Below are 21,856 nucleotides of genomic sequence, written 5' to 3' on the forward strand. Positions count from 1 at the left end.
CGGTTTTCGCCCCACCGTGACCCGGCTACCGCCTGCCGGGGCCCCGTGTTCGATGCCTCGACCGTGTTCACGAGGAGCCAGTGCTCCGAGCGGTGGTGGACCTCGTCTCCGGCGTAACCGAGCAGTCGGTGACGGCTCTCGCGCGAGCGGCGCTCACCGGCCCGGGGCGAAAGCCGTGAAGTGCGCCGGTGGGTGGTCGATGGGCAGGTCGGGTCGCCAGGCCGTGAGGATCTGGGCGCTGCATACGAACAGCCCGTCGGGAAGCTGATCGAGCGGGTACCAGGCCCATTCGCCGACGCTCTCGTCCGGCTGTGTGAGCGGTTGCCCTTGCCAGGTGCGGACGCGAGCACCGACGGTGACTCGTAGCACGCCTCCGACGTGATCGACGAGTGTGCCGAGCAGCTCCACGTCGCTGGTCCGAGCGACCAGACCGGTCTCCTCGGCGAGTTCGCGGACGACCGCGTCCTCGAACGATTCTCCGTACCCTTCTACGCTGCCGCCGGGCAGTTCCAGGGTGCCGCGCTGGTGTCGGCCGAGCAGGATGCCCTGCTCGCTGAGCAGGATTGCTCCGACGCCGACCGCCGCGTGTGCGGCCGGGGCCCGGGTGCTGCGGGGCCGGCTGGAGACCCGCGCCGGCCGATCGGGAAGGCGCCGGGCGCGGATGAGCTGCTGAACGACCGAGGCGTCTTCGGCCGGGTGCGGGAAGAGGTCGATGGCATCGACGCGGAAGCCGTACTCGGTGAGCAGGTCCTCCCACAGCTGCGGCGCCAGTACCCACATCTGGGTCGGCAGCGGCGGATCGTCGCGCAGCAGGATCATCTGCTCGCGCGGAGCCACCTCGGTGGATGGGCCGAGGCCATGCAGGTCGGTGTGCAGGAGCGAGAGGATCAGCGGGGCACCGGGACGCAGGCCGTCGCGCAGTGCCGGCAGCGAGCGGTGCGGGTCGACGAAGGCGAGCGTCCCGATCGCGTACGCGGCGTCGAACGGCTCGGCTTCGGCCAGGTACTCGGCCACGTCTGCCTGGGCGAACTCCACGCCGTCCACGTCCGAGTGGGCGGAGACCGCGCGTTCGTGCTGGGTCGGGGACAGCTCGATGCCGGTGACGCGCGCTCCGCGTGCCCGGGCGAGGTGGACGGCGTGGTGGCCGGCCCCGGAGCCGATGTCCAGGACACGCCGGCCGGTGACGTCGCCGAGGACTTCTGCTCCCGGTCCGATCCCGTCCCAGGGCGTCCAGCCGAGCCGGTCGGGGATGGGCGGGGAGGAGGCGCGGTCGAGCTGTCCCTGGCCGTAGATCTGCCAGGCTCGGGTGTTGGTGTTGTCTGCGAGCACGGTTTCCTCCTGGGGGATGCGCTGTGTGTCAGGTGTGGCGTAAGCCTCGGCCGTCGTCGGCATGGAGCGGCCGGGCCGGGCAGGGCGGTGGTCGAAGGCGAACGCGAGTACGCCCATGGCCTCCTTGGCCGGCGGGTGGATGCCGCGGAGGCTTGCGAGCAGCTCGCCGTCGCCGGGCTGCCCGTCCGGATCAATGCGCGCGGTGTCCTCCGAGCGGAGCAGTTCCTCGAAGGAGCGGTACGAGGTGACCCGCTGCACGATGACGTCGATTTCCCGTCCGGAGTTCCGGTCGTGGAAGACGACCGTGTCGCCGATGCTGATGTCGCGCCTGTTCGGCATGGCGACCCTCGCTTCGATCGTCTTGCGCCCGGCTTCAACCTGCCGGCAGTACCGCCGGACAAGATGCATGTGGTGCTCGGCCGGTGGGTCTCCGGCCGAGGGACTCGGGACTGCCGGGACCGCCTGCTGGGTGTGGTGAGGCATGCATGCCTCCGTTCGGAGCTGTTCGTCCGTCGTGATCGGGGCGTCCGCGGAGCGGTGATGGCCGTCTCGTGTGCCTCGGGAGCGAAAGGGGGCAGAGGAAGCGGACGGGTTTCGGCGGGCGCTAGGGCAGTTCGATCGGTCCATATCGCGCGTATGGCTCCCGCCGCATCAGAGCGTCGTACCGGTCTGCTGCCGAGAAGTGCCAGAACTCGGTCCCGTAGTTCGTAAAGCCCGCGCCGTCCATGGCGTTGAGCAGGAGGGTGCGGTGGTGGCGCGCCTGGTCGCTGAGGTTCGGGGCGTGTGTGAAGCAGGCCCCGTCGCTCTCCTCGGGGGAGGCATTGACGCGGGTGCCGAGGTCGAGTTCGTGGCCGTCCTGGTCGACGAGGGTCACGTCCACGGCCGCGCCCGCGGAGTGGGGCGCGATGTCCGGCGGCGACACGAACCGGCTGGCGGCGTGGTGCAGCTGCTCAGCCCCCCAGTCCGGGTGAGCGACGGCCAGCTCGTCCCGGTACGCGGTGAAGTAGCGCTGCTGGAGGGCCGGCGGCCGGTAGCCCTCGATGAACAGCAGGTCGGTGCCTGCGGGCAGGAGCGAGCGGGCGTGCTCCAGCCGGGCCAGGACCCCCTCGCGGACGTGGGCGTACGCGCCCAGCGGATCCTGCTTGCGGGGATCGACGCGGAAGCCGTGATCACGCACGTCGACGAGCGGCTCTCCGCACTCGCGCACCGCAATCGCCGCTACTTGTGGATCGGACATCAGTACCGTGTTCATCGGGTCTCCCTGTGACGGCTTGCGCTGCGGCGGTCTGGCTCTGGCAGGGGCGGCAGCAGCGGGATCGGTGTCGCGCACGATGCGGGCGACGGACTCCTGCAGAGTGCTGTCGGCCCGGAGCACGGTCTCCAGCCCACCCGGCAACAAGTCCAGCTCCCGGTACCAGGAGGTGAGATGGGCGTCGGTGACCTGTTCCAGATACGCGGCGTCCGCCTTCGAGGCGTGCCGGGCCAGCGTCACCGCCAGCGGTACGTCGAGGTAGTAGCAGGCCGAGACGCCGCGGTGGTCCCGTACCAGCGACGTGATCATGTGGCTGTAGCGGTCGGCGTACAGGATCCCTTCGAGCACCACGTGAAAGCCGGCGTTCAAAGCTTCGCGTGCGATGCTGCCCAGCAGGGCGATGTTGGCGCCGCGAGCGGTGTCGTGTTCCCTGAGTACGTTCCGGCGGATCACGTCCTGGCTCACGATCGCGATTCCGCGGCCGTGGTGATCTCGCAGCCCCTGGGCCACGCTTGACTTGCCTGACGCCGAGTTGCCGCGGATCACCACGAGGCGAGTGTCCGGACGGCCGGCCGCGGCCGTAGGGGACACGCGATGGTGTGCGCGGTCCGGTGTCCCGGTCATGCGGGCCAGCCCGTCTCGCTGTACAGCTCCCCGTTCTGGATCTTTCCGATGGCCACCCTGGTGTAGGGGACGAGGTCGTCGGGGAGCGCGTTCGGGTCCCAGAATGCCCACTGGGTGCACTTGTCCGGCTCGCACAGCTCCGGCTCGCCGCTCCAGGCGCGGGCGCGGAAGAACAGGCCCATGCGCGGCTGGTCCCCGGCCTTGTCGATGTGGTGGACGACATGGACGAGTTCGACGTCCTGGCGCTCGATGTGGAGGCCGGCTTCCTCGCGTGCCTCTCTGATCAGGCAGGTGATGGCGTTCTCCTGCTCGCAGTGGCCGGCCAGGACGTGCCAGGTGGACGGCGCGAACGGGGAGCCGGGGTGGCGCAGCCCGAGCAGCACGGTTCCGTCGGGCCTTTCCAGGTAGAGGTGTACGCCGATGACGTTGAGGACCGTGCCGTGCGGTGGAGCTGGACGCCCCTCCTTCTGCCGTGCGATCCCGCTCCGGGACGCAGCGCTGGTCGGGTGGCTGGCTGAGTGGCGGCGCACGAGGTCGCTGGTGGTGTCCGTGATACGGAGGCGGTGGAGGTCCTGCGGGGCGAACCAGGCGAGCATCACCCCTTCCGTCAAACGGAGTTCGCCGGGATCGCCGTTCCAGCGGCCGGCGTAGACGGCGATGGGCACGGTTCCGCCGGCGTCGTCGGAGGCGTACTCGGTGCCGAACGGGGTCAGGTCGGCGATGCCGAGGCCGGCTTCCTCACTCAGCTCACGCCGCACGGTGTGTTCCAGGGTGGGGTCCTGGGGCTCTCGGCCGCCGCCCAGCAGAGACCACATGCCCGGCTCCCAGATCCGGCCGGGGAAGTAGTCGCGCAGGTGGAGCAGGTACTCGCCGCGGTCGTTGTAGATCAGAGCGGAGGCGTTGGCCGTCTTCGGTTCGACGGTCAGCGGGACCTTGAGCAGCTTCTCGCGCAGGGAGGGGGAGGCCACCCTGTCCACGGCCCGCCACTCGACGCCGCCGACCTCTTCCTCCTGCAGCACGACCGGCGGTGCGGTCGCGGCGCGCAGGCGGAAGAGGAACCGGAGGTCGAAGTGCTGGTGGCCCGGTTCGCCTTTGCCCGGGCGGGCGTCAATGCCGTGGATGTCGATGTCCAGCGGCACCGTCTCGTAGCCGGGCCACGGCGTGACGGCCTGGGGCGGAATCCCGGTCTCCTCGTGCAGTTCCCGCAGTGCCGTTGCCGCCAGGGACTCATCGGAAGGCTCGCTGTGTCCGCCAGGGGGGAGGACCCTCCCGCTTGCCAGGTGCAGCACGTGCAGAACGTGGCCGAGCGCATCGACGACGATCGCGCCGCAGGTGACGTGCCCGGTGAAGGTGGAGCGGCTGGCGATGTCGGTGGGACGTTCGAGGGCGTCCAGGAGGGGGCCGAGCTGGTCACGCTCGTGGGGGTGGCGCGCGAGGTAGGCCTCGACGGTGGTGCGGATGTGATCGTGCGACAGCGGCATGGGGCTACCTCAGAGGTGCATGGAGCGGGATGAGAGGGGGCGGGCGTTTGATCAGCTCAGCCGCATCCCTCCGCAGGGATCTCCTCGACGGCGGCGGCGAGCGCGACGGCGCTGGGGGAGTCGATGCCGGTCGTGCGGTAGCCGAGCTGAGCAAGGCGCCGGGTGAGAGAGCCGTCGCCGCAGCCGATGTCGAGGGCGCGGCGGTCGCGGCCGGGTCGAAGGTGGCCTTCCAACAGCCGGTTCTCGGCGTCGTCGAGCTGCCGGTAGTGGCGGCCCTGAGACCAGAGCGGTTCCCAGTAGGTCGCGGCAGCAGTGGACATGGTGGTCACGAAGAGGCTCCTTCACGGGCGGGTGGCACGGCCGCGCGGGTGGGGATCTTTCGCAGCGTGCGGATGGGGGAGGCGAGCAGCAGGACAACGGGGACGATCTGGAGGAGCGCGCCGATGGCGAGGGTGGTCCGGACATCGAGAGCGAGGACCGGGCTGCCGGCGGTGGCCGCGGCGAGCGGGCGGGCCCGGCGGTGAGAGTGGTACTGGCGGACGGCATCCGGCCCTGGAACGAGCGGGCGCATACGGCTTGGCGCGGGGAACGTCGGCTGGTCCCGGACACCGTCGCCCAGAACAACTGCCCGGCCAGTGTGGCGGCCAGGACGATCTGCCACCGCAGCCCGGAACCCGCGAGGAGCAGGGGTGCTTGGGCGAGAGGGCTGACCGCGAACCCGACGATGATCGTGGGGCCGATGCCGGTCCGGGCGGCGATCCTGGGCGCGAGCTGCGCACCGGCCACGCCGCTGGTACCGGCGCCCGTGATCACGCCGAAGGCAGCCGGCATCACGCCGAAGGCGGCCGGCCAGGGCGGCCCCGGCGTTGGTACCGGCACTGTCGGCCACCGAGGACGCTGCACCGAGCTTCGCGTTCGCGTCCTGGAGCTGGTCCGGATCGACGACGGCGGGCAGGAGACTGATCGCCGCGGCGTCGTGCACCACCTTGGCCGCCCCGAGCACGATCGCGCACAGTTTCCCGATGGTGAGCATCCCGGCGAAGGCGGCGGCCGGAACGGTCACCAGCGCACCCGTGGCCACCAGGTCCGATGCGATCAGCCGGGGCCTCTTGGGGTGGCGGTCGGACAGGGCCCCGGCCCACAGCGCGACCGCGTTCGGCAGGCTTCCGAGGAACGCGAGCGCGGCCACCTCACTGGTCGACGTACGCAGCTCCAGCACAGCCGGCGCAGGCAGTGCGACGGCGCTCACCGCCGACCCCGACAAGGTCACGGCCTCGCTGCCGAGCAGAATCCGGAAGGTGGGCCTCGACCACGCAGTGGCCTTCGACTTCCGGCCGGCGATCGTCATGCAGCCTCACCCCGCCCTTCAGCTCCGGTGCGACCACGTTGGCGTACCGCAGGCCAGCGCCGGTGACGGGTGGTGCGGCCGTCGTCGGAGGCGACGAGGGGCGGCACGGATCCTCCTGGGTGTGGGCTCCTCCCGCCGTACGGCGGGAGGAGCGAGGTGATCAGCGGTCCTGAGAGAGTTCCAGAAGCTCCGCGAAGGTCCCGCCGCCGTGGACGAGGTCGTCGTAACGGCCCTGTTCGGTGATCCGGCCGTGCTCCAGCACGACGATGTGGTCGGCGATCTTGGTGTTCTCCAGGCGGTGGGTGACCACGATGGTGATCCGGTCGGCGGCGATGGCTTTGATCCGCTCGAAGATCTGATGCTCACCGCGCGGGTCCATCTGCGAGGTCGGCTCATCCAGGATCAGCAGTTCGGGTTGGCGATAGAGGGCTCTGGAGGCGGCAATGCGCTGCCACTGCCCGCCGGAGAACTCGGAGCCGCCGAAGATGTCCCGGGCGAGGAGGGTGTCGAGGCCGGAGGGTAGGTCGTCGACGGCTTCACGCAGCCCGACCGCGTCGATGGCCTCCCACACCGGCCCGTCGTCGTGGGTGCGGGGCTGGCCGAGGGTGACGTTCTCGCGGACCCGCAGCGGCCACTGGGCGAAGATCTGCGGCACCATTCCGGTGCACCGCCAGACGGCCGTGGGATCGGCATCGGCGAGGTCGGTGCCGTTCCATGTCACGTTGCCCTTGTCGGGGAGGTAGATCCCGGTGAGCAGCCGGGTCAGGGTGGATTTGCCCGAGCCGTTCGCTCCGACGATCGCGAGGATCTGGCCGCGCTTGAGGGTGAGGGAGACGCCGTCGACGGCCGGCTTGTCCTTCCCGGGGTACTGGTAGACGACCTCGTCGAGCTTGATCTCGTCGAGCGGGGCGGTGAGTTGGTGGTGGCCGCGCTTCGGCGCGCGGGCGGCGGCGTCGTGGAGGAAGTTCTGCATGTCGCCCAGGTAGAGGCTGGTGTGGAAGACGGCGGCCCCGTTGATCACGAGCTGGGAGAGGGCGGCGAGCGTGGTCTGGACGGCGATGAAGGCCGTGGCGGTGATAGCGGGCTCGATCCGTCCGAGGGCCGTGAGCAACGCGAGTGCGCCCCAGGTCGCGAGGAGGAAGACCCCGCCGGCCAGTGAGCAGAGCAGGGCGATGCGCAGGGTCCGCGGGGCGGCCGCCAGGGTTCGCCGGTCGCACCGCTCGGACAGGGCCCGGTACCAGTAGACGAGGTAGTCGGTCATCGAGTTGGCACGCACTTCGTCGCCGTACCGTGACGTGGTCGCCCACCAGCGCATCATGCCGCGCACGTTGCGGTCGCTGATGTTGGCGTAGTGGATCTCGTAGTCGACCCGGGCGTTCAGCAGGGCGCCGATGCCCGCGGGGAGAACGGCGAGCAGGAGCAACGGCAGCAGCATCACGTGCAGCACCGACAGGACGCCGGCGGCGGTGACCATGCGGATCAGCGCGGACATGAAGCGCTGGGCGTCGGTGACCATGACGTGGGTGCGGGTCACCCCCATCTCCGCCGCCTCCTGCCGGTCGGAGAATCCGTCCTGCGCGTACGCCGCGGCCTCGACCCTGCAGACTGCCTCGACCAGTGCGACGTCCATCTGCGAGGTGAGCAGGGGAGTGACACGCCGCTCCGCGTACGTGGCCACCGCACTCGCGGTACGGCCCAGGGCGGCGGCCAACGCCACCACGAGGAGCGCCGGCAGAGCTGTGCGCAGCCCGTCGGCGAAGGGCTCGGGACCGAGAATGGGGCCCATGGCCCGGGCGGTCGCGGTCAGCAGGACCGCCGCCGAAACACCCGTGAGCACCTGGCACCCGACCAGAAGCTGCACGGCCCGGCGGTCGGTCCGCCACGACAGCCGGGCGATCCTTCCCAGCACGGCCGGGATCTGCGCACACATCCTCCGGAACGACGCTGTGGCGAGGGGGTTCACGGAGTACTGGCCGCTGTAGGTGATCTCCGCCGGCGGCGGTGGGGGAGGAGGAGCGAAGGTCTGACTTTGGTGAGCATCGGTCACGGCTACTGGTCCCCCTGGATCGTCGGTCGGACGCTGTCGGGAGTTCAACGACAGCACCGGGATGTCGAACGCACGTGTTTGAGACGAGCTGGATTCCGCATAGCTGCGGGAGGCATGGCGAGTGCGCGATGCACCGACCCGTGCCCCGCACGGCAGCGGCATGAATCCCGGATGGCCGAAATGCCGTCGGTCATCGCGACCTTGGCCGGGTGAGCATTCGCCGCAGTACCGAGACCTCGGCAGGAGCGGTCCGACGCGCACCCTGCCGGACGTCCGTCCCCGGGGTGTGACGCCGGCTCGCGGGCGGGAGAGGGTGTTGGGCTGGCCGAGCCTCGGGCCGGGCGAGGATCGCGGCCAAGCCGCCACCGACCCCGGCTGGCAGACCGACTACCGCCGCTGGCGGCCACCGGTCGAACGCGCCGTCGCAGGGCTTGTCCACCACGGCAACCGGCACCTGCGCTACCGCGGCACCCTCACGAACGACACCTGGCACTCCTCTGGATCCGCCACCTCGGAACAGCCTGATCACGACTTGATACAGCCCCTAGCCGGCTAGGGGCTCAGGCGCTACGTGCGGGTGCAGCCCCTGGCTACCGGGGATGCGGGGTCGCAGATGTACTGGCGGTCGGCGGCGCTGCGGCTGACGTACCGGCCGACGCACTGGTTGTTGGTGCCGAGGCCCTGGCCGCGGCACCAGTCGATCGCGGCGTTCCCATCGCGGAAACCGGGGCGGTAGATCATCCAGTAGCCCGGCCGCAGTGAGGCGTAGTCGCCGCTGTCGACATACCGCACGTCATTGATGCCCTTGGCCCGCAGTGCCGTGATGGCCTTTTCGCGGGCGTTGGGGCCCTTGCTCTGGTCGACCGAGGCGAGTTGGGCGACCCAGGTGTCGGCCACCTCGTCGGCGGGTGGGGGTGCTTGGGTGGTCGGGCCCGGGTCTGGGTCCGGGGCCTTGGTGGGTTCCGGGGCGGTCTCCCGAGCGGCCGTCGGTGTGGGGGTGGTGGGTTCCCCGGTCGGGGTCGTGGGTGAGCTGGTCCGGTCGCCACTCTTGTCGCCCCCCGCCTGGTCATCGGTTTCCCCGCGCAGTGCGAACACCACCGCCGTGGCGGCCACCACGGCGACGACCACCGCGATCACCGAGACGATCACGGGCGTACGGCTACGGCTACGGGTCCCGGGGTGCGGACGGGGCGCGGTCGGCCCGGGCGTCGGGGCCCCGGAGGCGGTGGGGCGCGGGCTGTCCAGCTGGGTCGGGGTCGGTGGCATCGGGGGAACGTACGCGGTCTGGGTCGGCTGCGCCCACGGCGCCTGCCTACCCGACTCGACCTCCGCCAGCATCGCGTCCAGACGCTCGGCGTCGGGCCGCGCCGCCGGGTCCCGTACCAGCAGGGCACTCAACACGGGTGCCAGCGGCCCGGAACGTACCGGCGGCGGCACCGGGTCATCCAGGACCGCCGCGAGCGTGGCGAGCGTGGTGGCGCGGCGCAGCGGGCTGACGCCCTCCACGGCCACGTACAGCACGAGGCCGAGCGACCAGAGGTCGGAGGCCGGGTCGGTGTCGACGCCACGGATGCGCTCAGGGGCGATGTACTCGGGTGAGCCGATCAGATCGCCGGTCGCGGTGAGCGAGGTAGCGCCCTGGAGGGCGGCGATGCCGAAGTCGGTGAGGACGGCCGAACCGTCCTCGCGGAGCATGATGTTGGCGGGCTTGACGTCGCGGTGGTGGATGCCCGCCGCGTGCGCGGCGCGGAGCGCGGCCAGCACCTGGCGGCCCATCTTGGCCACCTCCGCTGGAGGCAGCGGACCTTGGCCGAGCCGGTCCTGGAGGTTGTGGCCGGGCAGGAGTTCCATTACCAGCCACGGGTGCTCGCCCCCCTCGCCGACTTCAACGATGTGATGGATCGTCACCACATGGGGATGGTTCAGTCGGGCCAGCGATCTGGCCTCGCGCAGCACCCGCTCCCCGAGTTGGGCGCGCGCGTCGGCCGTCAACGCCGGGTCAGGGGGTCGGACTTCCTTCAGGGCCACCTCGCGGTGCAGCACGGTGTCGCGAGCCTGCCACACCGTGCCCATGCCACCGCTGCCGAGCCGCCGCAGCAACTCGAACCGCCCGTCGACGATCTCGCCGCGTGTGCTCACGCTCCCCGATCCCCCGAATCCCTCTACCCTGCCGTGTACTCCAGGCAGGGTAGAGGGTCACGGCCGGGGGCCGCGCGTCAGCTCGCGCGGTAGGCCGTCCAGTGGTCCTGCATCCGCTGGGCCTGGCCCGCGGTGAACTGGTACATGCAGGCGTCGTACGTGTAGTCCATGAAGTTGTGGATCGGGTCCACGCCCGCCTGGCGCTTGCAACTGTCCCGGCCCTCGGGGCACTCGTACGCGGGGCTCTTCTCGGCCGCCGTGTCGTCGACGTAGTCGCCCTTGCCGTTACAGCCGCCCTGGAAGGTGTGGTACAGGCCCATCCAGTGGCCCACCTCGTGGGTCGCGGTGTCGCCCTCGTTGTAGTTGCCCGCGGTGCCGCCGGGCAGCGAGGTGTCCAGGACGACCACGCCGTCCATCTCCGGGCTGGACTCGTACGAGGTGGGGAAGGTGGCCCAGCCGAGCAGGCCGCCGCCGAGGTCGGCGGTGTAGAAGTTGAGCGCGTCCGGGCCGCCCTGGCGGAGCGTGGACTTCATCTGCTTCTCGGCGGTGGAGCCGTGCGAGAGGCCGTTGTACCAGGAGGCGTTGTCGGTGTAGGTGGTGGCCTTCAGCGAGAACTGGAAACCAGAGTCGGCGTTGCTCTCGCCCTGGCCGCCGAAGCCCTCGTTCAGAACGGCTATCTGCTTGCTGATGTCCGTCGCGGTGAGCTTGCCCTTGGTGCCGTCGTGGATCACATGGAAGTAGACCGGGATCGTGACGGTCGTGGCGGCGGAGACATCGAACCCTCGGTTGCTCGAACGCGCCTTGTCGAGCTTCTTCTTGAGATCGGCGTTCATCGCCTCGGCCTTGGCCGCGGTGATGTCGTTGGGCTCGTTCGCGTGGTCAACGTGGTCGTCGTGACCGGGCCTGGCCTTACGGGCGGAGGAGACACCCTCGTCGTCACACTCGTCATCGGCGTGGACGGCGCTGCTGGCGGGTGCGGCGCTCGCGTGTCCCGTGGGGGCGGACAGCGGGGCGGCAAGTGCCAGGGTTCCAGCCATGATTGCCGTGCCGAACAAGCGTCTACCCAGACGTGGAGATATACGGGCAAGGTGGCGCATGGTGACTCCTCGCGGATGCGGTCGGGGAGGGATTTCCTCACCGCCGCGGCGAGATTACGCAGCCATGTCAAATGTGAGGGAGGAACGATCAGGCCCAATCAAACGTGAGGTGAATCGGGCCAACAGGGAGAAAATTTGAGGCATCAATCAGTGTTTGAAAGATGGCTGAAACATATGAGGCAGTCAGGGCGGGTGGTGTGTCCGCATTAGTGCCGCGAACGGACGCCACTCGCCCCGGTGGCGTGATCTCTCGGTAACAGGCGTGATCATGGCCAAAATTGATTGGCGGATCTGCCGGTTGGCCGGTTCGCAGTTAGGGCCTGTCTCTGAAATCCGGCCATGAGATCGTCATGCTCGTCATCAAGGAGGGTTCATCGCCAACCTTGCCGAAGTGAGAGCCTCAGGCGCCCTTCCACGGCGAGGAGCTCCAAGGGTGGAGAACTGGCAGATGGCCGAACCGAGCGTTCCTTACTGGATCATCCGGCACCTGGAGTCCGGGGAGTCTGTTCCTGGACAGGCGTTCACCGTGTTCATCTCCGAAGGTGACAGCGAGGATACCGGTGGGATGAACTGGAAGAAGGTGGGTACTTCGACACCCCCCATGGGAGGGTACGTGCACTCGAAGAGGGTGCCTGACCCGGTGAAACCCCAGGTCAGGCACCTTCTTTCGTGCCCCTAAGGGCTGTCCCGCAACGCTGAGGCGGGCGGTTGAGTGACCGAGAGGTTCGCCGCATATCCTCCTGTGGTGCAGCTGCCCCGGGACCCGTCGAACATCGCCCATGCGCTGACGGCAGCGTTTCCGACCCGTCTTGCCGGCGACGCGCGCAGCGTCCTAGCGGTCATGCCGGAGGCCAGGCTCGCGCCGATGATGCCCTTCGAGGTTGAGGTGCAGGGCGAGACGGTCGCCATCCCGTCGCGCATCTACAACGAGGAACCGGGCGTCGGCTCGGATGGGCAACTGTCCGCGACACAGCAGGTGATTCTGCACTGCCTGTACTCCCGGCACCACGATGGCCGGGTTCGCCAGCGGCACCTTGAGCGGATCGTGGCGTCGGGCGAGCCGTGGGTGGTCCCGTTTGTAATGCAGTTGGCCGGCGAGTACGTGCTGGAGATCATCGAGGCGATCGGCCGGGGCCTTCCCGGGCTCACGGACCCGGGCTCGGCCCAGCGCCGTGCCTACGGTGAGTTCATCGCTCGGAACCCGGTCTTCTTCGCGCGCACGGAGCGGCGCGTGGTGAGCTACTGGTCGTGCTACTACCGCTGGAAGTACCGAGCGTTTGGGACGTACCCCGGAGGCGTCCTTTTGGAAGCCTTCCGCTCCGCTGTGGTGGAACAGGTGGGCGCGCAGTGGCCGCGACACACTCCGCGCCCCGCCGAGGGACGCGGGTGAGAAACCTGCCGGAGTTCGGCTGTGGTCTATCCGGCAAGGTTGAGGTTGTGCAGGCGGGCGATGCCGCGCATGGCGTGGTGGACGCCGTCGCCTTTGAGCCGGAAGTCGCGGAGGATCTTCCAAGTCTTCAATCGAGCAAAGACGTGCTCTACGCGTGCGCGGACCTGCTTGTGTGAGCGGTTGTGCTCCCGCTTCCAGTCGGGCATTTCCCCGCTCTTGGTGCGGCGGTGCGGCATGATCAATCCAGTCCCGGGGTAGCCGCCGTCAGCTATCACGGTCGTCCGTCCGACCGCTGCCTTGGCCCTTGATTCCTCCCACGCCTTGCAGTCGTTCCGGTTGCCGGGCAGCGGCCGTCCGACCACGACGACCAGGCGGGTGTCGGCATCGATGACGACCTGGTGGTTGGTGGAGTACCGATAGTTCTTCGACTGCTCGGCCACCGCGTGATCGCGGGTGGGCACCAACGTCCCGTCCACGATCAGAACAGTGCCCCTCGCGAACCGGCGTCGGGGCGGCAAGGCCAGCAGCGGGCCGATGTGGTCGATGATCCGGTCGGCCGCCGACTTCGAGGTCCCGAACAGCAGAGCCAGTTGGCGCATGGTCAAGTTAGTGCGCCAGTAAGCGGCGACCAGGAGAATACGGTCCTCAAGCGACAGACCCCACGGACGACCCGTCCGTGGTTCGGCTGCGCTCTCGCGCTGCACCACGGTCACCAACCTGCCGAATGAGCGCGGGCTCAGCCCGGTGAACGGACGTATCCAAGACGGCTCCGACGCCGTGATCACACCAGCCACATCAAGATCATCTCACCCATGACCGGCAGTTACGGGACACCTCTTAGAAGAAGCCGAGCTTCTTCGGGGAGTAGCTCACCAGCAGATTCTTCGTCTGCTGGTAGTGCTCCAGCATCATCTTGTGGTTCTCCCTGCCGATGCCCGACTGCTTGTAGCCTCCGAACGCGGCGTGCGCCGGGTAGGCGTGGTAACAGTTCGTCCAGACCCTGCCCGCCTTGATCCCGCGCCCCGCCCGGTAGGCCGTATTGACGTCCCGCGTCCAGACCCCGGCGCCCAGCCCGTACAGGGTGTCGTTCGCCGTGCCGATGGCGTCGTCGAAATCGGTGAAGGACGTCACGGCCACGACCGGGCCGAAGATCTCCTCCTGGAAGACCCGCATCCGGTTGTCGCCCTCGAAGACCGTCGGCTGGACGTAGTAGCCGCCCTCCAGCTCACCTCCGTGGTCAATGCGCTGACCGCCCGTCAGGATCTTCGCCCCCTCCTGCTGGCCGATGTCCAGGTACGAAAGGATCTTCTGCAACTGGTCGTTGGAGGCCTGGGCGCCGATCATCGTGTCGGTGTCCAGCGGGTGGCCCGGCACGATCTGTTCCGTACGGGCGATGGCCGCCTCCAGGAACGCGCCGTAGTGGCCGCGCTGGATGAGAGCACGCGACGGACACGTACACACCTCGCCCTGGTTGAGGGCGAACATCGTGAACCCTTCGAGGGCCTTGTCCAGGAAGTCGTCGTCGGCGCGCGAGACGTCGTCGAAGAAGATGTTCGGCGACTTGCCGCCCAGTTCCAACGTCACCGGTTTGATGTTCTCCGAGGCGTACTGCATGATCAGCCGCCCGGTCGTGGTCTCACCCGTGAAGGCGATCTTCGCGACGCGCGGGCTGGAGGCGAGCGGCTTGCCGGCCTCCGCCCCGAAGCCGTTGACGATATTGACGACGCCCGGCGGCAGCAGATCCGCCACCAGGCTCAGCCAGTAGTGGATCGAAGCGGGCGTCTGCTCGGCCGGCTTGAGGACCACCGCGTTGCCCGCGGCAAGCGCCGGCGCGAGCTTCCACGTGGCCATCAGGACCGGGAAGTTCCACGGGATGATCTGCCCGACCACGCCCAGCGGTTCGTGGAAGTGGTACGCGACGGTGTCGTCGTCGATCTCGCTGAGCGAACCCTCCTGGGCGCGCAACGCCCCCGCGAAATAGCGGAAGTGGTCGATGGCGAGCGGGATGTCGGCCGCCAGGGTCTCCCGCACGGGCTTGCCGTTCTCCCAGCTCTCGGCGACCGCCAGCTCCTCCAGACGGGCCTCCATCCGGTCGGCGATCCTGTTCAGCACCGACGCCCGGTCCCCTGCGGACGTGGCGCCCCAGCCCGGAGCCGCCGCATGGGCCGCGTCCAGGGCCCGTTCGACGTCCTCGGACGTGCCCCGCGCGACCTCGGTGAACGGGCGGCCGTTGACGGGGCTCGGGTTCTCGAAATACCGCCCCGGGCCGGCGGCACGTACTCCCCGCCGATCCAGTGGTCGTAGCGGGACGCGTACGTGACGATCGCGCCCTCGGTGCCCGGCGCAGCGTAACGGGTCATCTCTGTGGCCTCCCGGATCCGGTGCCGCCCGCCGTTGGACGGCCCTCGGCGCGAGGCTAGGAACGGGGACGTTGCAAGCGCGTTGCAACGTCGGGGCTGTCAGCCGCGCTGCTCGGCGTCGAGTTCCCGGACCCTGGCCTGCAACGCAGGACGCTGACTCGCCGGGACCGCCCCGGCCAGCGCGCGCCACACCGGCAGGTCGTCCTCGCCCCACGGGCTGTACGCCCAGTCGGCGAGCAGCCCCGGGTCACCCCGGGCGATCAACGCGGCCCGCAACTGCTCCTCGATCCGCCGCCGCAGCCGTACGACCGACGGGGCCCCGGAGCCCGGCAGCAGCGGGCCCGCGTACGCGTCCAGCGCCGCTGCCACCGCGCCCGAACCCAGCCGACGCGTCACCGTGTCGAAATCGGCGTCCACCGGGACGGCCAGCCGGTACGGGCGTGAGTCCAGCAGATCGGGTCCCAGCAGCCGCCGGAGCCGGGAGAGCTCCGCCCGCAGCGTCACCGGGGTCACCGACTCGTCCTCGTACAGCTCGACCAACAGCTCGTCCCCGCTCAGGCCCTCCGGCCGACGGGCCAGGGCGACCAGGATCTCGCTGTGCCGACGGCTGAGCCGCAGCCGTCGCCCACGCGCCGCCAACAGCGCTTCGTCCCGCCCCAGCGCACTCAGCCGTACCGCGCCGACGTCCGATCCGGGTGACGGTGTCAGCAGCGCGAGGTGCGATTCGGCGGCCCGGGCGACCGCCTGGACGAAGGCCAGACTGTGCGGATGGGCGAGCCGGTCCCCGCCCGTGATGTCCACGGCTCCCAGCACCCGGCCCGTACGGGGATCGTGCACCGGTGCCGCCGCGCAGGTCCACCGCTGGACCGGCCGCAGGAAGTGCTCGGCCGCGAAGACCTGGACCGGACGGTCCACCGCGATGGCCGTCCCCGGAGCGTTCGTACCCGCCACGGACTCGGCCCAGCGGGCGCCCTCCACGAAGTTCATCAGCCCGGCCGCCCGCCGCGCCGCCGTGTGGCCCTCCACCCACAGGAGGCGGCCATGAGCGTCGCAGACCGCCAGGAGGTGTTCCCCGTCCGTGGCGTACGCCCCCATCAGTTCACGGATCACGGGCATCGCCGGGGCCAGGGGATGCGCCGCCCGGTAGGCGTTGAGCTCGTCCGGGCCGAGCTCCACGACGGGGGCCTCGTCCGGGCTGACCCGCGCCCGGGCCGAGCGCCGCCAGGACGCGCCGACCACCGCGCGCACCGGCCGCTCCAGCTGCCCCGCCGAGGTGAACACATCGTGGGCGCGGCGCAGCGCGCCGCTCCGTTCGCCGGGATCGGTGTCCGCCGCCAGGGCCAACCAGGGATCCGTCAACTCACCCTCCGTTCAAGGCCGCCGTGCTCTCCCATCGTCGTCGCCGTCGGTCCCCGCGACAACCTCGCTGCGGAGAGTCATCAGCACGAGTGGTGGGGGAGGGGCGGCTCAGGCGGCGTCGCGGACGAGCCGGAGGTAGCGTTCCCAGTCCCAGTGGACGCCCGGGTCGGTGTGGTCGCTGCCCGGCACCTCGTGGTGGCCGACGATGTGCTCCCGGTCCCTGGGGATGCCGTGGCGGTCGCAGATGTCGGCGGTGAGCCCCGCGGACCGCTGGTACATGACGTCCGTGAAGAACTCCGGGCGGTCCACCCATCCTTCGTGCTCGATCCCGATGCTCCGGGTGTTCCAGCTCCAGTTGCCCGCGTGCCAGGCGATGTCCTTCTCCCGTACGCACTGGGCGACATGGCCGTCGCCCGACCGCACCACGTAGTGGGCCGACACCTGCTTGGAGGGGGTGCGGAAGATGCCGGTGGTCGGCGTGAACAACTGCTGGGCGACGTGGATGACGACACGGTCGATCAGGCGCTCGGAAGGGCGGGAGGGAACGGTGTAGTTGGCGGCGGCGGCCGGAACCCACAGGGCGCTCGCGTAGTCGGTGGGGCCCTCGGGCGCGGCAACGGCCCGGGCCGACGACGGCAGGACGGCTGCCGCACCCACCGTCGCGGCGGCGTACTGGATGATCCTTCTGCGATGCAACAGCACTCCTGGGACTGGGCTGGACCGGCCGGGGCCCCGGTTGGCCGATCACCCCTGTCCAAGCACATGACGTGCCCATCGGATGCCCGGTTCCGCACAGCCGCTGCCTGACGTGCGTGCGGCTCCCCGCGCGTGCGGACTTCGCCGAAGCGCTGCCGGTTCCCGGAGGGGCCCGCCCCCTCCGGGAACCGGCCGTGTCAGACCGCCGCGTCCGACCCGCTCGTCCCGTCCGCCGCTCCCCCTCCTCGGCACCCGCCAGCGCTCCCGCCGGATCGTCGTCCGCCGGTCCTGCGGGGACCCACCGTCCGCGCTCCTTGCGGTAGGGCCACCACCGCCCCTCCTGGTCGAGCCGGAGCTGGAGGTCGGCGCCCGCCACGGTCCAGCGGGCCCGCCCGCTCGCCCGCAGAGCCGGGCGCTCACCGGCCTCCCACGCCTCGCCGAGCCGCGCCCGGGCCCGCCCCAGCTCCTCCGGGGCCGGCGCCCACTCCTCGTCGAGCACGGCGAGTGCCGCGACCCCGCCGTACCGCCAGGCACGGACCGCCGCACCCAGATCCGCGGCCGGACGGCCGGACCCCGCGGCCAGCCGGGCCCCGATCCGCGCATCCGGCAGGGCGTCCGCGGCCATCCTCACCGCGTCCTGCTGCGGCGTCAGCTCCACCGGGAGCGGCTGCTCCTCGTGTCCCGGGGCCAGGGCGTCCAGCAGCATTCGGTGGGCCCGCACCGCGCTGTCGGCGGCCAGCACCTCCAGCGCCGCCGGGTCGATGCCGGGCGCGGGCGGGGTCTCCGTGTCCAGGGACGGCCCGAGCCCCGGCGCGTCGGGGGCCGACGGGGGAGCCGGGAGCGGCGGAAGGATCCCGGCCGCCGCGAACGCTTCCCCGGCCGGGACCCCGCGAACCTCCCGCTCCGCGTCCCCGGTGGCCCCGCCCTCCCCTCCGTCCCCCGGCCGGAGCGCACGGGCGGCGCTGCGCACCTGTAGTTCGTCCAGCAGCCGCCGTTCGTCGCGCCCTCGCATCAGCAGCAGCACGAACGGGTCCTCGTCGAGCAGCCGGGCCACCTGATAGCAGAGCGCACCCGAATGCGGGCAGTGGTCCCAGGCTCCACAGGTGCACTCCGGCTCCAGGTCCCCGATGCCCGGCAGCAGCTCGACCCCGGCGCCCGCCGCGTCCTCCACCAGGTGCGGCGGCATCTCCCGGTCCAGCAGCGCCGCGATGTGCCCGGCCCGGTCCACGGCCATGTCCAGGAAACGGTCCCAGGCGCCCGCACCGAGTTGCTGGAGCAGGACGTCGCTGCGGTGGGCCGTGCCGTCGCGGTCCCGCACCATCGCCGTGATCCGCCCCGGTCGTACGGAGACCGCCCCGACCCCGCCCTTACGGGCCAGTTGGCGGCCCTGCTTGAGCTGCTGACCGTCCAGCGCCGTGTCCTCCAGGGCCTGGAGCCACGCCCGGCCCCACCAGGAGGTGGCGAAACCCCGGCCCTGTGCGGCGGGAAGCGCCGCGAACGTACGCTCCGGTCCGCGCCCGCCGTCCCGCGACGCACCGGCCCCGTCGTCCCCGCCCGAGGCGTCCGTGTCGCCCGCCCCGTACTCCCTCTCCGTGCCGTACGGGGAATCGTCCTCGTAGTCGTATCCGTAGTCGTCGCTCATCGTGCGCCCCCTCGCAGCTCGACCAGGTCGGCCAGTTCCGCATCGGTCAGTTCGGTCAGTGCCGCCTCGCCCGAGCCGAGCACCGCGTCCGCCAGGCCCTGTTTGCGGGCGAGCATGCCGGCGATCCGGTCCTCGATCGTGCCCTCGGCGATCAGCCGGTGGACCTGCACCGGCTGCGTCTGGCCGATCCGGTACGCCCGGTCCGTCGCCTGCGCCTCGACCGCCGGATTCCACCAGCGGTCGAAGTGCACGACATGACCGGCACGGGTGAGGTTGAGCCCGGTCCCCGCCGCCTTGAGGGACAGCAGGAACACCGGCGCCTCGCCCGACTGGAAGCGGGCCACCATCTCCTCGCGCCGGGCCACCGGCGTACCGCCGTGCAGGAACTGCGTGTCCACCCCACGCGCGGCCAGGTGTGCCTCCAGCAGCCGGGCCATCTGCACGTACTGCGTGAAGACCAGCACCGAGCCCCGCTCGGCCAGGATCGTGTCCAGCAGTTCGTCCAGCAGCTCGACCTTCCCCGACCGGTCCGCGATCCGCGGCTGCTCCTCCTTGAGGAACTGTGCCGGGTGATTGCAGATCTGCTTGAGCGACGTCAGCAGCTTCATCACGAGCCCCCGCCGCTCGAAGCCGTCGGCGGCGGAGATCTCCGCCAGCGTCTCGCGGACCACCGCCTCGTACAGACCGGTCTGTTCCGGCGTCAGCGACACGGCCCGGTCGGTCTCGGTCTTCGGCGGCAGCTCGGGCGCGATGCCCGGGTCGGACTTCCGGCGGCGCAGCAGGAACGGCCGCACCAGCGCGGCCAGCCGCTCCGCGGCGCCCGGATCGCTGCCGCCCTCGACCGCGGCGGCGTACCGCGTACGGAAGGCGCCGAGCCGGCCGAGCAGACCGGGCGTCGTCCAGTCCAGAATCGCCCACAGCTCGGAAAGGTTGTTCTCCACGGGGGTCCCGGTGAGCGCGACCCGGGCCCGGGCGCCGATCGTCCGCAGCTGCTTGGCCGTCGCCGAGTGCGGGTTCTTGACGTGCTGGGCCTCGTCGATGACGACCATGCCCCAGGACACGGCGGCGAGCCGGGGCGCGTCGAGGCGCATCGTCCCGTACGTCGTCAGCACGAACTCGCCGTCCACCAGTCCCTCCAGGGAGCGCGACGCGCCGTGGAAGCGGCGGACGGGGGTGCCCGGCGCGAACTTCTCGATCTCCCGCTGCCAGTTGCCCATCAGCGAGGTCGGGCAGACCACCAGCGTCGGACCGGCGGCATCGCGATCGGTCTGCCGGTGCAGATGCAGGGCGATGAGCGTGATCGTCTTGCCGAGGCCCATGTCGTCGGCGAGACAGCCGCCGAGCCCCAGCGAGGTCATGGTGTTGAGCCAGTTCAGCCCGCGCACCTGGTAGTCGCGCAAGGTCGCGGTGAGCGCCTCGGGCTGCCCGATCGACTGCCGCGCGGCGGATTCCGGATCGGCCAGCCGGTCCCGCAACCGCTGGAGCCAGCCGGTCGCCGCCACCTCGACGCGCCGGCCGTCCACCTCCGTCGTACCGGTCAGCACCGCGCCCAGCGCGTCGATCGGGGTGACCTTGCGGTCCTGGGTCGCCCGCGCCCGGCGCGCCTCCTCGGGGTCGATGAGCACCCATTGGTCACGCAGCCGCACGATGGGCCTGGACGATTCGGCGAGCCGGTCCAACTCCTCGCGGGTCAGCTTCTGGTCCCCCAGGGCGAACCGCCAGTCGAACGACAGCAGCGCGTCGGCGGAGAGGAACGAGGGAGTGTCCGCAGCGGTACGCCCCGGTGGTCCGGGCCGCCGCCCGTCGCCCTCCGGGTCCGTGACGTCCCGGCCCGTGGCGTCCCGGCCCGTGACGTCCCGGCCCGTGACGTCCCGGCCCGTGACGTCCCGGCCCGTGGCGTCCCGGTCGTCCGGGCCGATCACGGCGCGCGCGGTGAGCTTCCTGGCCATTTCCTTGGGCCAGTGCACCTGCACACCGGCGGCGGCCAGGGCGCGCGAGGCGGACCCCAGCAGTTCGGCGATCTCCTCGTCGGCGGGTTCCACCGAGTCCGGCACCGCGGCGGAGAGCAACGGCGCGAGCGGGGGCCACGCGCGGGCGGCCCGCCGAAGGGACAGCAGAGCGTCCATCCGGGCCCGTGGCCCGAACGCGGCGGCGGTCCGCGAGCCGCCCGCCCACAGCTCTGCCGCATCGGCGACCAGGGAGGGATCGCTGACGCTGTGGATCTGCAGCACGGCCCGGAACGACGGCGCGCCCCCATCCGTACCGGACCCCTCCGCGCCCCGGTCGGTTTCGTGGTCCGCGTCCGCGCCGCTCCGCCGCGACGCAAGGCCCGTGACCTCGATACGCAACGAGAGCCGTACGCCCGCGTCGTGACCCGCCGCCACATCGGCCGCCCAGGCCCGGCCCTCGGGCAGGCGTTGGGGCTGGTGCGCGGTGAACGCGGGACCGGCGGCGGCGAACCCCGCTGCCGGGGTCCGGGGCATCGCGTCTGCCACGGCATCGAGGAACGCACGCAGCAGGCGCTCCGGTTCGGGCAGCCACGGTTCGCCGTCGCCGTCGCTGTTTCCGTCGTCCGACGTCATGTCCGGGACCGGAGTCGCGTGCGCCGCAGGCGGCATCGACGCCGCCAGCTCCCGTACCCGTTCGAGGTCCTCGGCGCTCAGCGGCCCGATCCGCCAGGCGTCGTGGTCGGCGGGGCTCAGCCCCGGCAGCAGCAGACCGCGCGCGACGAACTGGAGGGCGAGGAGCGCCCCGGCGCCCCAGAAGGCGGTTGCGGGGGAGGCCTGCGCGGCGGCGCGTGCCCGGGTCAGTACCGGAAGAGCCTCCCGGAGCGGGAGGAACAGCGCCGGAACGGTACGGGGCCGCAGGTCGGCTTCGACGACGGTCAGCTCCGACACGGTCCCGGAGGTGTCGCAGGGGATGCTCCCGTCCGGGTCCCAGAACGCGATCATGCTGGTGCGGGCCGGGTCCGCAGGGACGAAGATGGCGGAACAGCGGGACAGTCCGGCGATCTCGAAGGGCGTTGCCGCAGGGTGCCTGTGCACAGGAATGGCTGATTCCTCAAACTTGACTAGTGGGCGGAGTCGCCGAGG

Annotated in this window: 14 protein-coding genes and 2 pseudogenes; 2 read left to right on the forward strand and 14 right to left on the reverse strand. The window is 70.9% G+C overall.

Annotated features, from left to right (window positions below; all coding sequences use genetic code 11):
• Positions 1 to 153 precede the first annotated feature (153 nt).
• The 8 genes from CCZ36_RS33065 to CCZ36_RS33105 all read right to left on the reverse strand — a co-directional run bounded on the left by CCZ36_RS33065 (position 154) and on the right by CCZ36_RS33105 (position 11,257).
• Positions 154 to 1,329 (reverse strand): bifunctional class I SAM-dependent methyltransferase/NUDIX hydrolase, encoded by a 1,176-nt coding sequence (locus CCZ36_RS33065; RefSeq protein ID WP_128819843.1) that lies wholly within the window; start codon positions 1,327 to 1,329, stop codon positions 154 to 156.
• A gap of 604 nt (positions 1,330 to 1,933) precedes the next feature.
• Positions 1,934 to 3,205, reverse strand: coding sequence for a M15 family metallopeptidase (locus tag CCZ36_RS33075; protein ID WP_164873571.1), 1,272 nt, complete (start codon positions 3,203 to 3,205; stop codon positions 1,934 to 1,936).
• Positions 3,202 to 4,686, reverse strand: a complete 1,485-nt coding sequence (locus tag CCZ36_RS33080; RefSeq protein ID WP_128819225.1) for an NUDIX domain-containing protein — start codon at positions 4,684 to 4,686, stop codon at positions 3,202 to 3,204. Before CCZ36_RS33080 ends, CCZ36_RS33075 begins: the two co-directional genes overlap by 4 nt.
• Positions 4,687 to 4,742: 56 nt before the next feature.
• Complete coding sequence (locus CCZ36_RS33085) at positions 4,743 to 5,006, reverse strand: class I SAM-dependent methyltransferase (protein ID WP_128819845.1); 264 nt, start codon at positions 5,004 to 5,006, stop codon at positions 4,743 to 4,745.
• Between the two features lie 5 nt (positions 5,007 to 5,011).
• Positions 5,012 to 6,034, reverse strand: coding sequence for a hypothetical protein (locus tag CCZ36_RS33090; protein WP_237302780.1), 1,023 nt, complete (start codon positions 6,032 to 6,034; stop codon positions 5,012 to 5,014).
• A 160-nt stretch (positions 6,035 to 6,194) separates the two neighbouring features.
• Complete coding sequence (locus tag CCZ36_RS33095; protein ID WP_128819226.1) at positions 6,195 to 7,964, reverse strand: ATP-binding cassette domain-containing protein; 1,770 nt, start codon at positions 7,962 to 7,964, stop codon at positions 6,195 to 6,197.
• A gap of 684 nt (positions 7,965 to 8,648) precedes the next feature.
• Entirely contained in the window at positions 8,649 to 10,220 is a 1,572-nt protein-coding gene (locus CCZ36_RS33100) for a serine/threonine-protein kinase (RefSeq protein ID WP_206515785.1), read from the reverse strand.
• Between the two features lie 77 nt (positions 10,221 to 10,297).
• The gene (locus tag CCZ36_RS33105) at positions 10,298 to 11,257 is read right to left on the reverse strand and encodes a zinc metalloprotease (protein WP_128819227.1); all 960 of its coding nucleotides are present in this window, start codon (positions 11,255 to 11,257) and stop codon (positions 10,298 to 10,300) included.
• Between the two features lie 493 nt (positions 11,258 to 11,750).
• On the opposite strand from CCZ36_RS33105, the gene CCZ36_RS33110 reads away from it, so the two are divergent.
• Together CCZ36_RS33110 and CCZ36_RS33115 are read left to right on the forward strand one after the other, a co-directional pair.
• The gene (locus CCZ36_RS33110) at positions 11,751 to 11,996 is read left to right on the forward strand and encodes a hypothetical protein (protein ID WP_128819228.1); all 246 of its coding nucleotides are present in this window, start codon (positions 11,751 to 11,753) and stop codon (positions 11,994 to 11,996) included.
• A 66-nt stretch (positions 11,997 to 12,062) separates the two neighbouring features.
• Positions 12,063 to 12,707, forward strand: a complete 645-nt coding sequence (locus CCZ36_RS33115; RefSeq protein ID WP_128819229.1) for a hypothetical protein — start codon at positions 12,063 to 12,065, stop codon at positions 12,705 to 12,707.
• Positions 12,708 to 12,733: 26 nt separating this feature from the next.
• On the opposite strand, the gene CCZ36_RS33120 is transcribed toward CCZ36_RS33115, so the two are convergent.
• From CCZ36_RS33120 to CCZ36_RS33145, 6 genes and pseudogenes are all read right to left on the reverse strand, one after another.
• On the reverse strand, positions 12,734 to 13,501 hold the full coding sequence (locus tag CCZ36_RS33120) for a transposase (RefSeq protein ID WP_128819230.1): 768 nt from the start codon (positions 13,499 to 13,501) through the stop codon (positions 12,734 to 12,736).
• A 43-nt stretch (positions 13,502 to 13,544) separates the two neighbouring features.
• Positions 13,545 to 15,067 (reverse strand): annotated as a pseudogene (exaC, locus tag CCZ36_RS33125) (acetaldehyde dehydrogenase ExaC).
• 99 nt (positions 15,068 to 15,166) lie between these two features.
• On the reverse strand, positions 15,167 to 16,426 hold the full coding sequence (locus CCZ36_RS33130) for a GAF domain-containing protein (protein WP_128819231.1): 1,260 nt from the start codon (positions 16,424 to 16,426) through the stop codon (positions 15,167 to 15,169).
• 108 nt (positions 16,427 to 16,534) lie between these two features.
• A complete protein-coding gene (locus CCZ36_RS33135; protein WP_069735945.1) occupies positions 16,535 to 17,122 on the reverse strand; it encodes an N-acetylmuramoyl-L-alanine amidase in 588 nt (195 codons plus the stop codon).
• A 238-nt stretch (positions 17,123 to 17,360) separates the two neighbouring features.
• A pseudogene (locus CCZ36_RS36160) lies at positions 17,361 to 18,764 on the reverse strand (SWF or SNF family helicase); the annotation flags it as partial.
• Complete coding sequence (locus CCZ36_RS33145) at positions 18,761 to 21,808, reverse strand: DEAD/DEAH box helicase (RefSeq protein WP_128819232.1); 3,048 nt, start codon at positions 21,806 to 21,808, stop codon at positions 18,761 to 18,763. The pseudogene CCZ36_RS36160 and the gene CCZ36_RS33145, both read right to left, overlap by 4 nt.
• Between the last annotated feature and the right edge of the window lie 48 nt (positions 21,809 to 21,856).

The sequence above is a fragment of the Streptomyces sp. S063 genome (assembly GCF_002832675.1).
Taxonomy (GTDB): Bacteria; Actinomycetota; Actinomycetes; order Streptomycetales; family Streptomycetaceae; genus Streptomyces; species Streptomyces sindenensis.

Excerpts from the sequence above, each read along its gene's own strand:
- CCZ36_RS33075 (WP_164873571.1), bottom strand. The coding sequence starts at position 3,205 with ATGACCGGGACACCGGACCGCGCACACCATCGCGTGTCCCCTACGGCC.
- CCZ36_RS33080 (WP_128819225.1), bottom strand. The coding sequence starts at position 4,686 with ATGCCGCTGTCGCACGATCACATCCGCACCACCGTCGAGGCCTACCTC.
- CCZ36_RS33085 (WP_128819845.1), bottom strand. The coding sequence starts at position 5,006 with ATGTCCACTGCTGCCGCGACCTACTGGGAACCGCTCTGGTCTCAGGGC.
- CCZ36_RS33090 (WP_237302780.1), bottom strand. The coding sequence starts at position 6,034 with ATGACGATCGCCGGCCGGAAGTCGAAGGCCACTGCGTGGTCGAGGCCC.
- CCZ36_RS33095 (WP_128819226.1), bottom strand. The coding sequence starts at position 7,964 with ATGTGTGCGCAGATCCCGGCCGTGCTGGGAAGGATCGCCCGGCTGTCG.
- CCZ36_RS33105 (WP_128819227.1), bottom strand. The coding sequence starts at position 11,257 with ATGGCTGGAACCCTGGCACTTGCCGCCCCGCTGTCCGCCCCCACGGGA.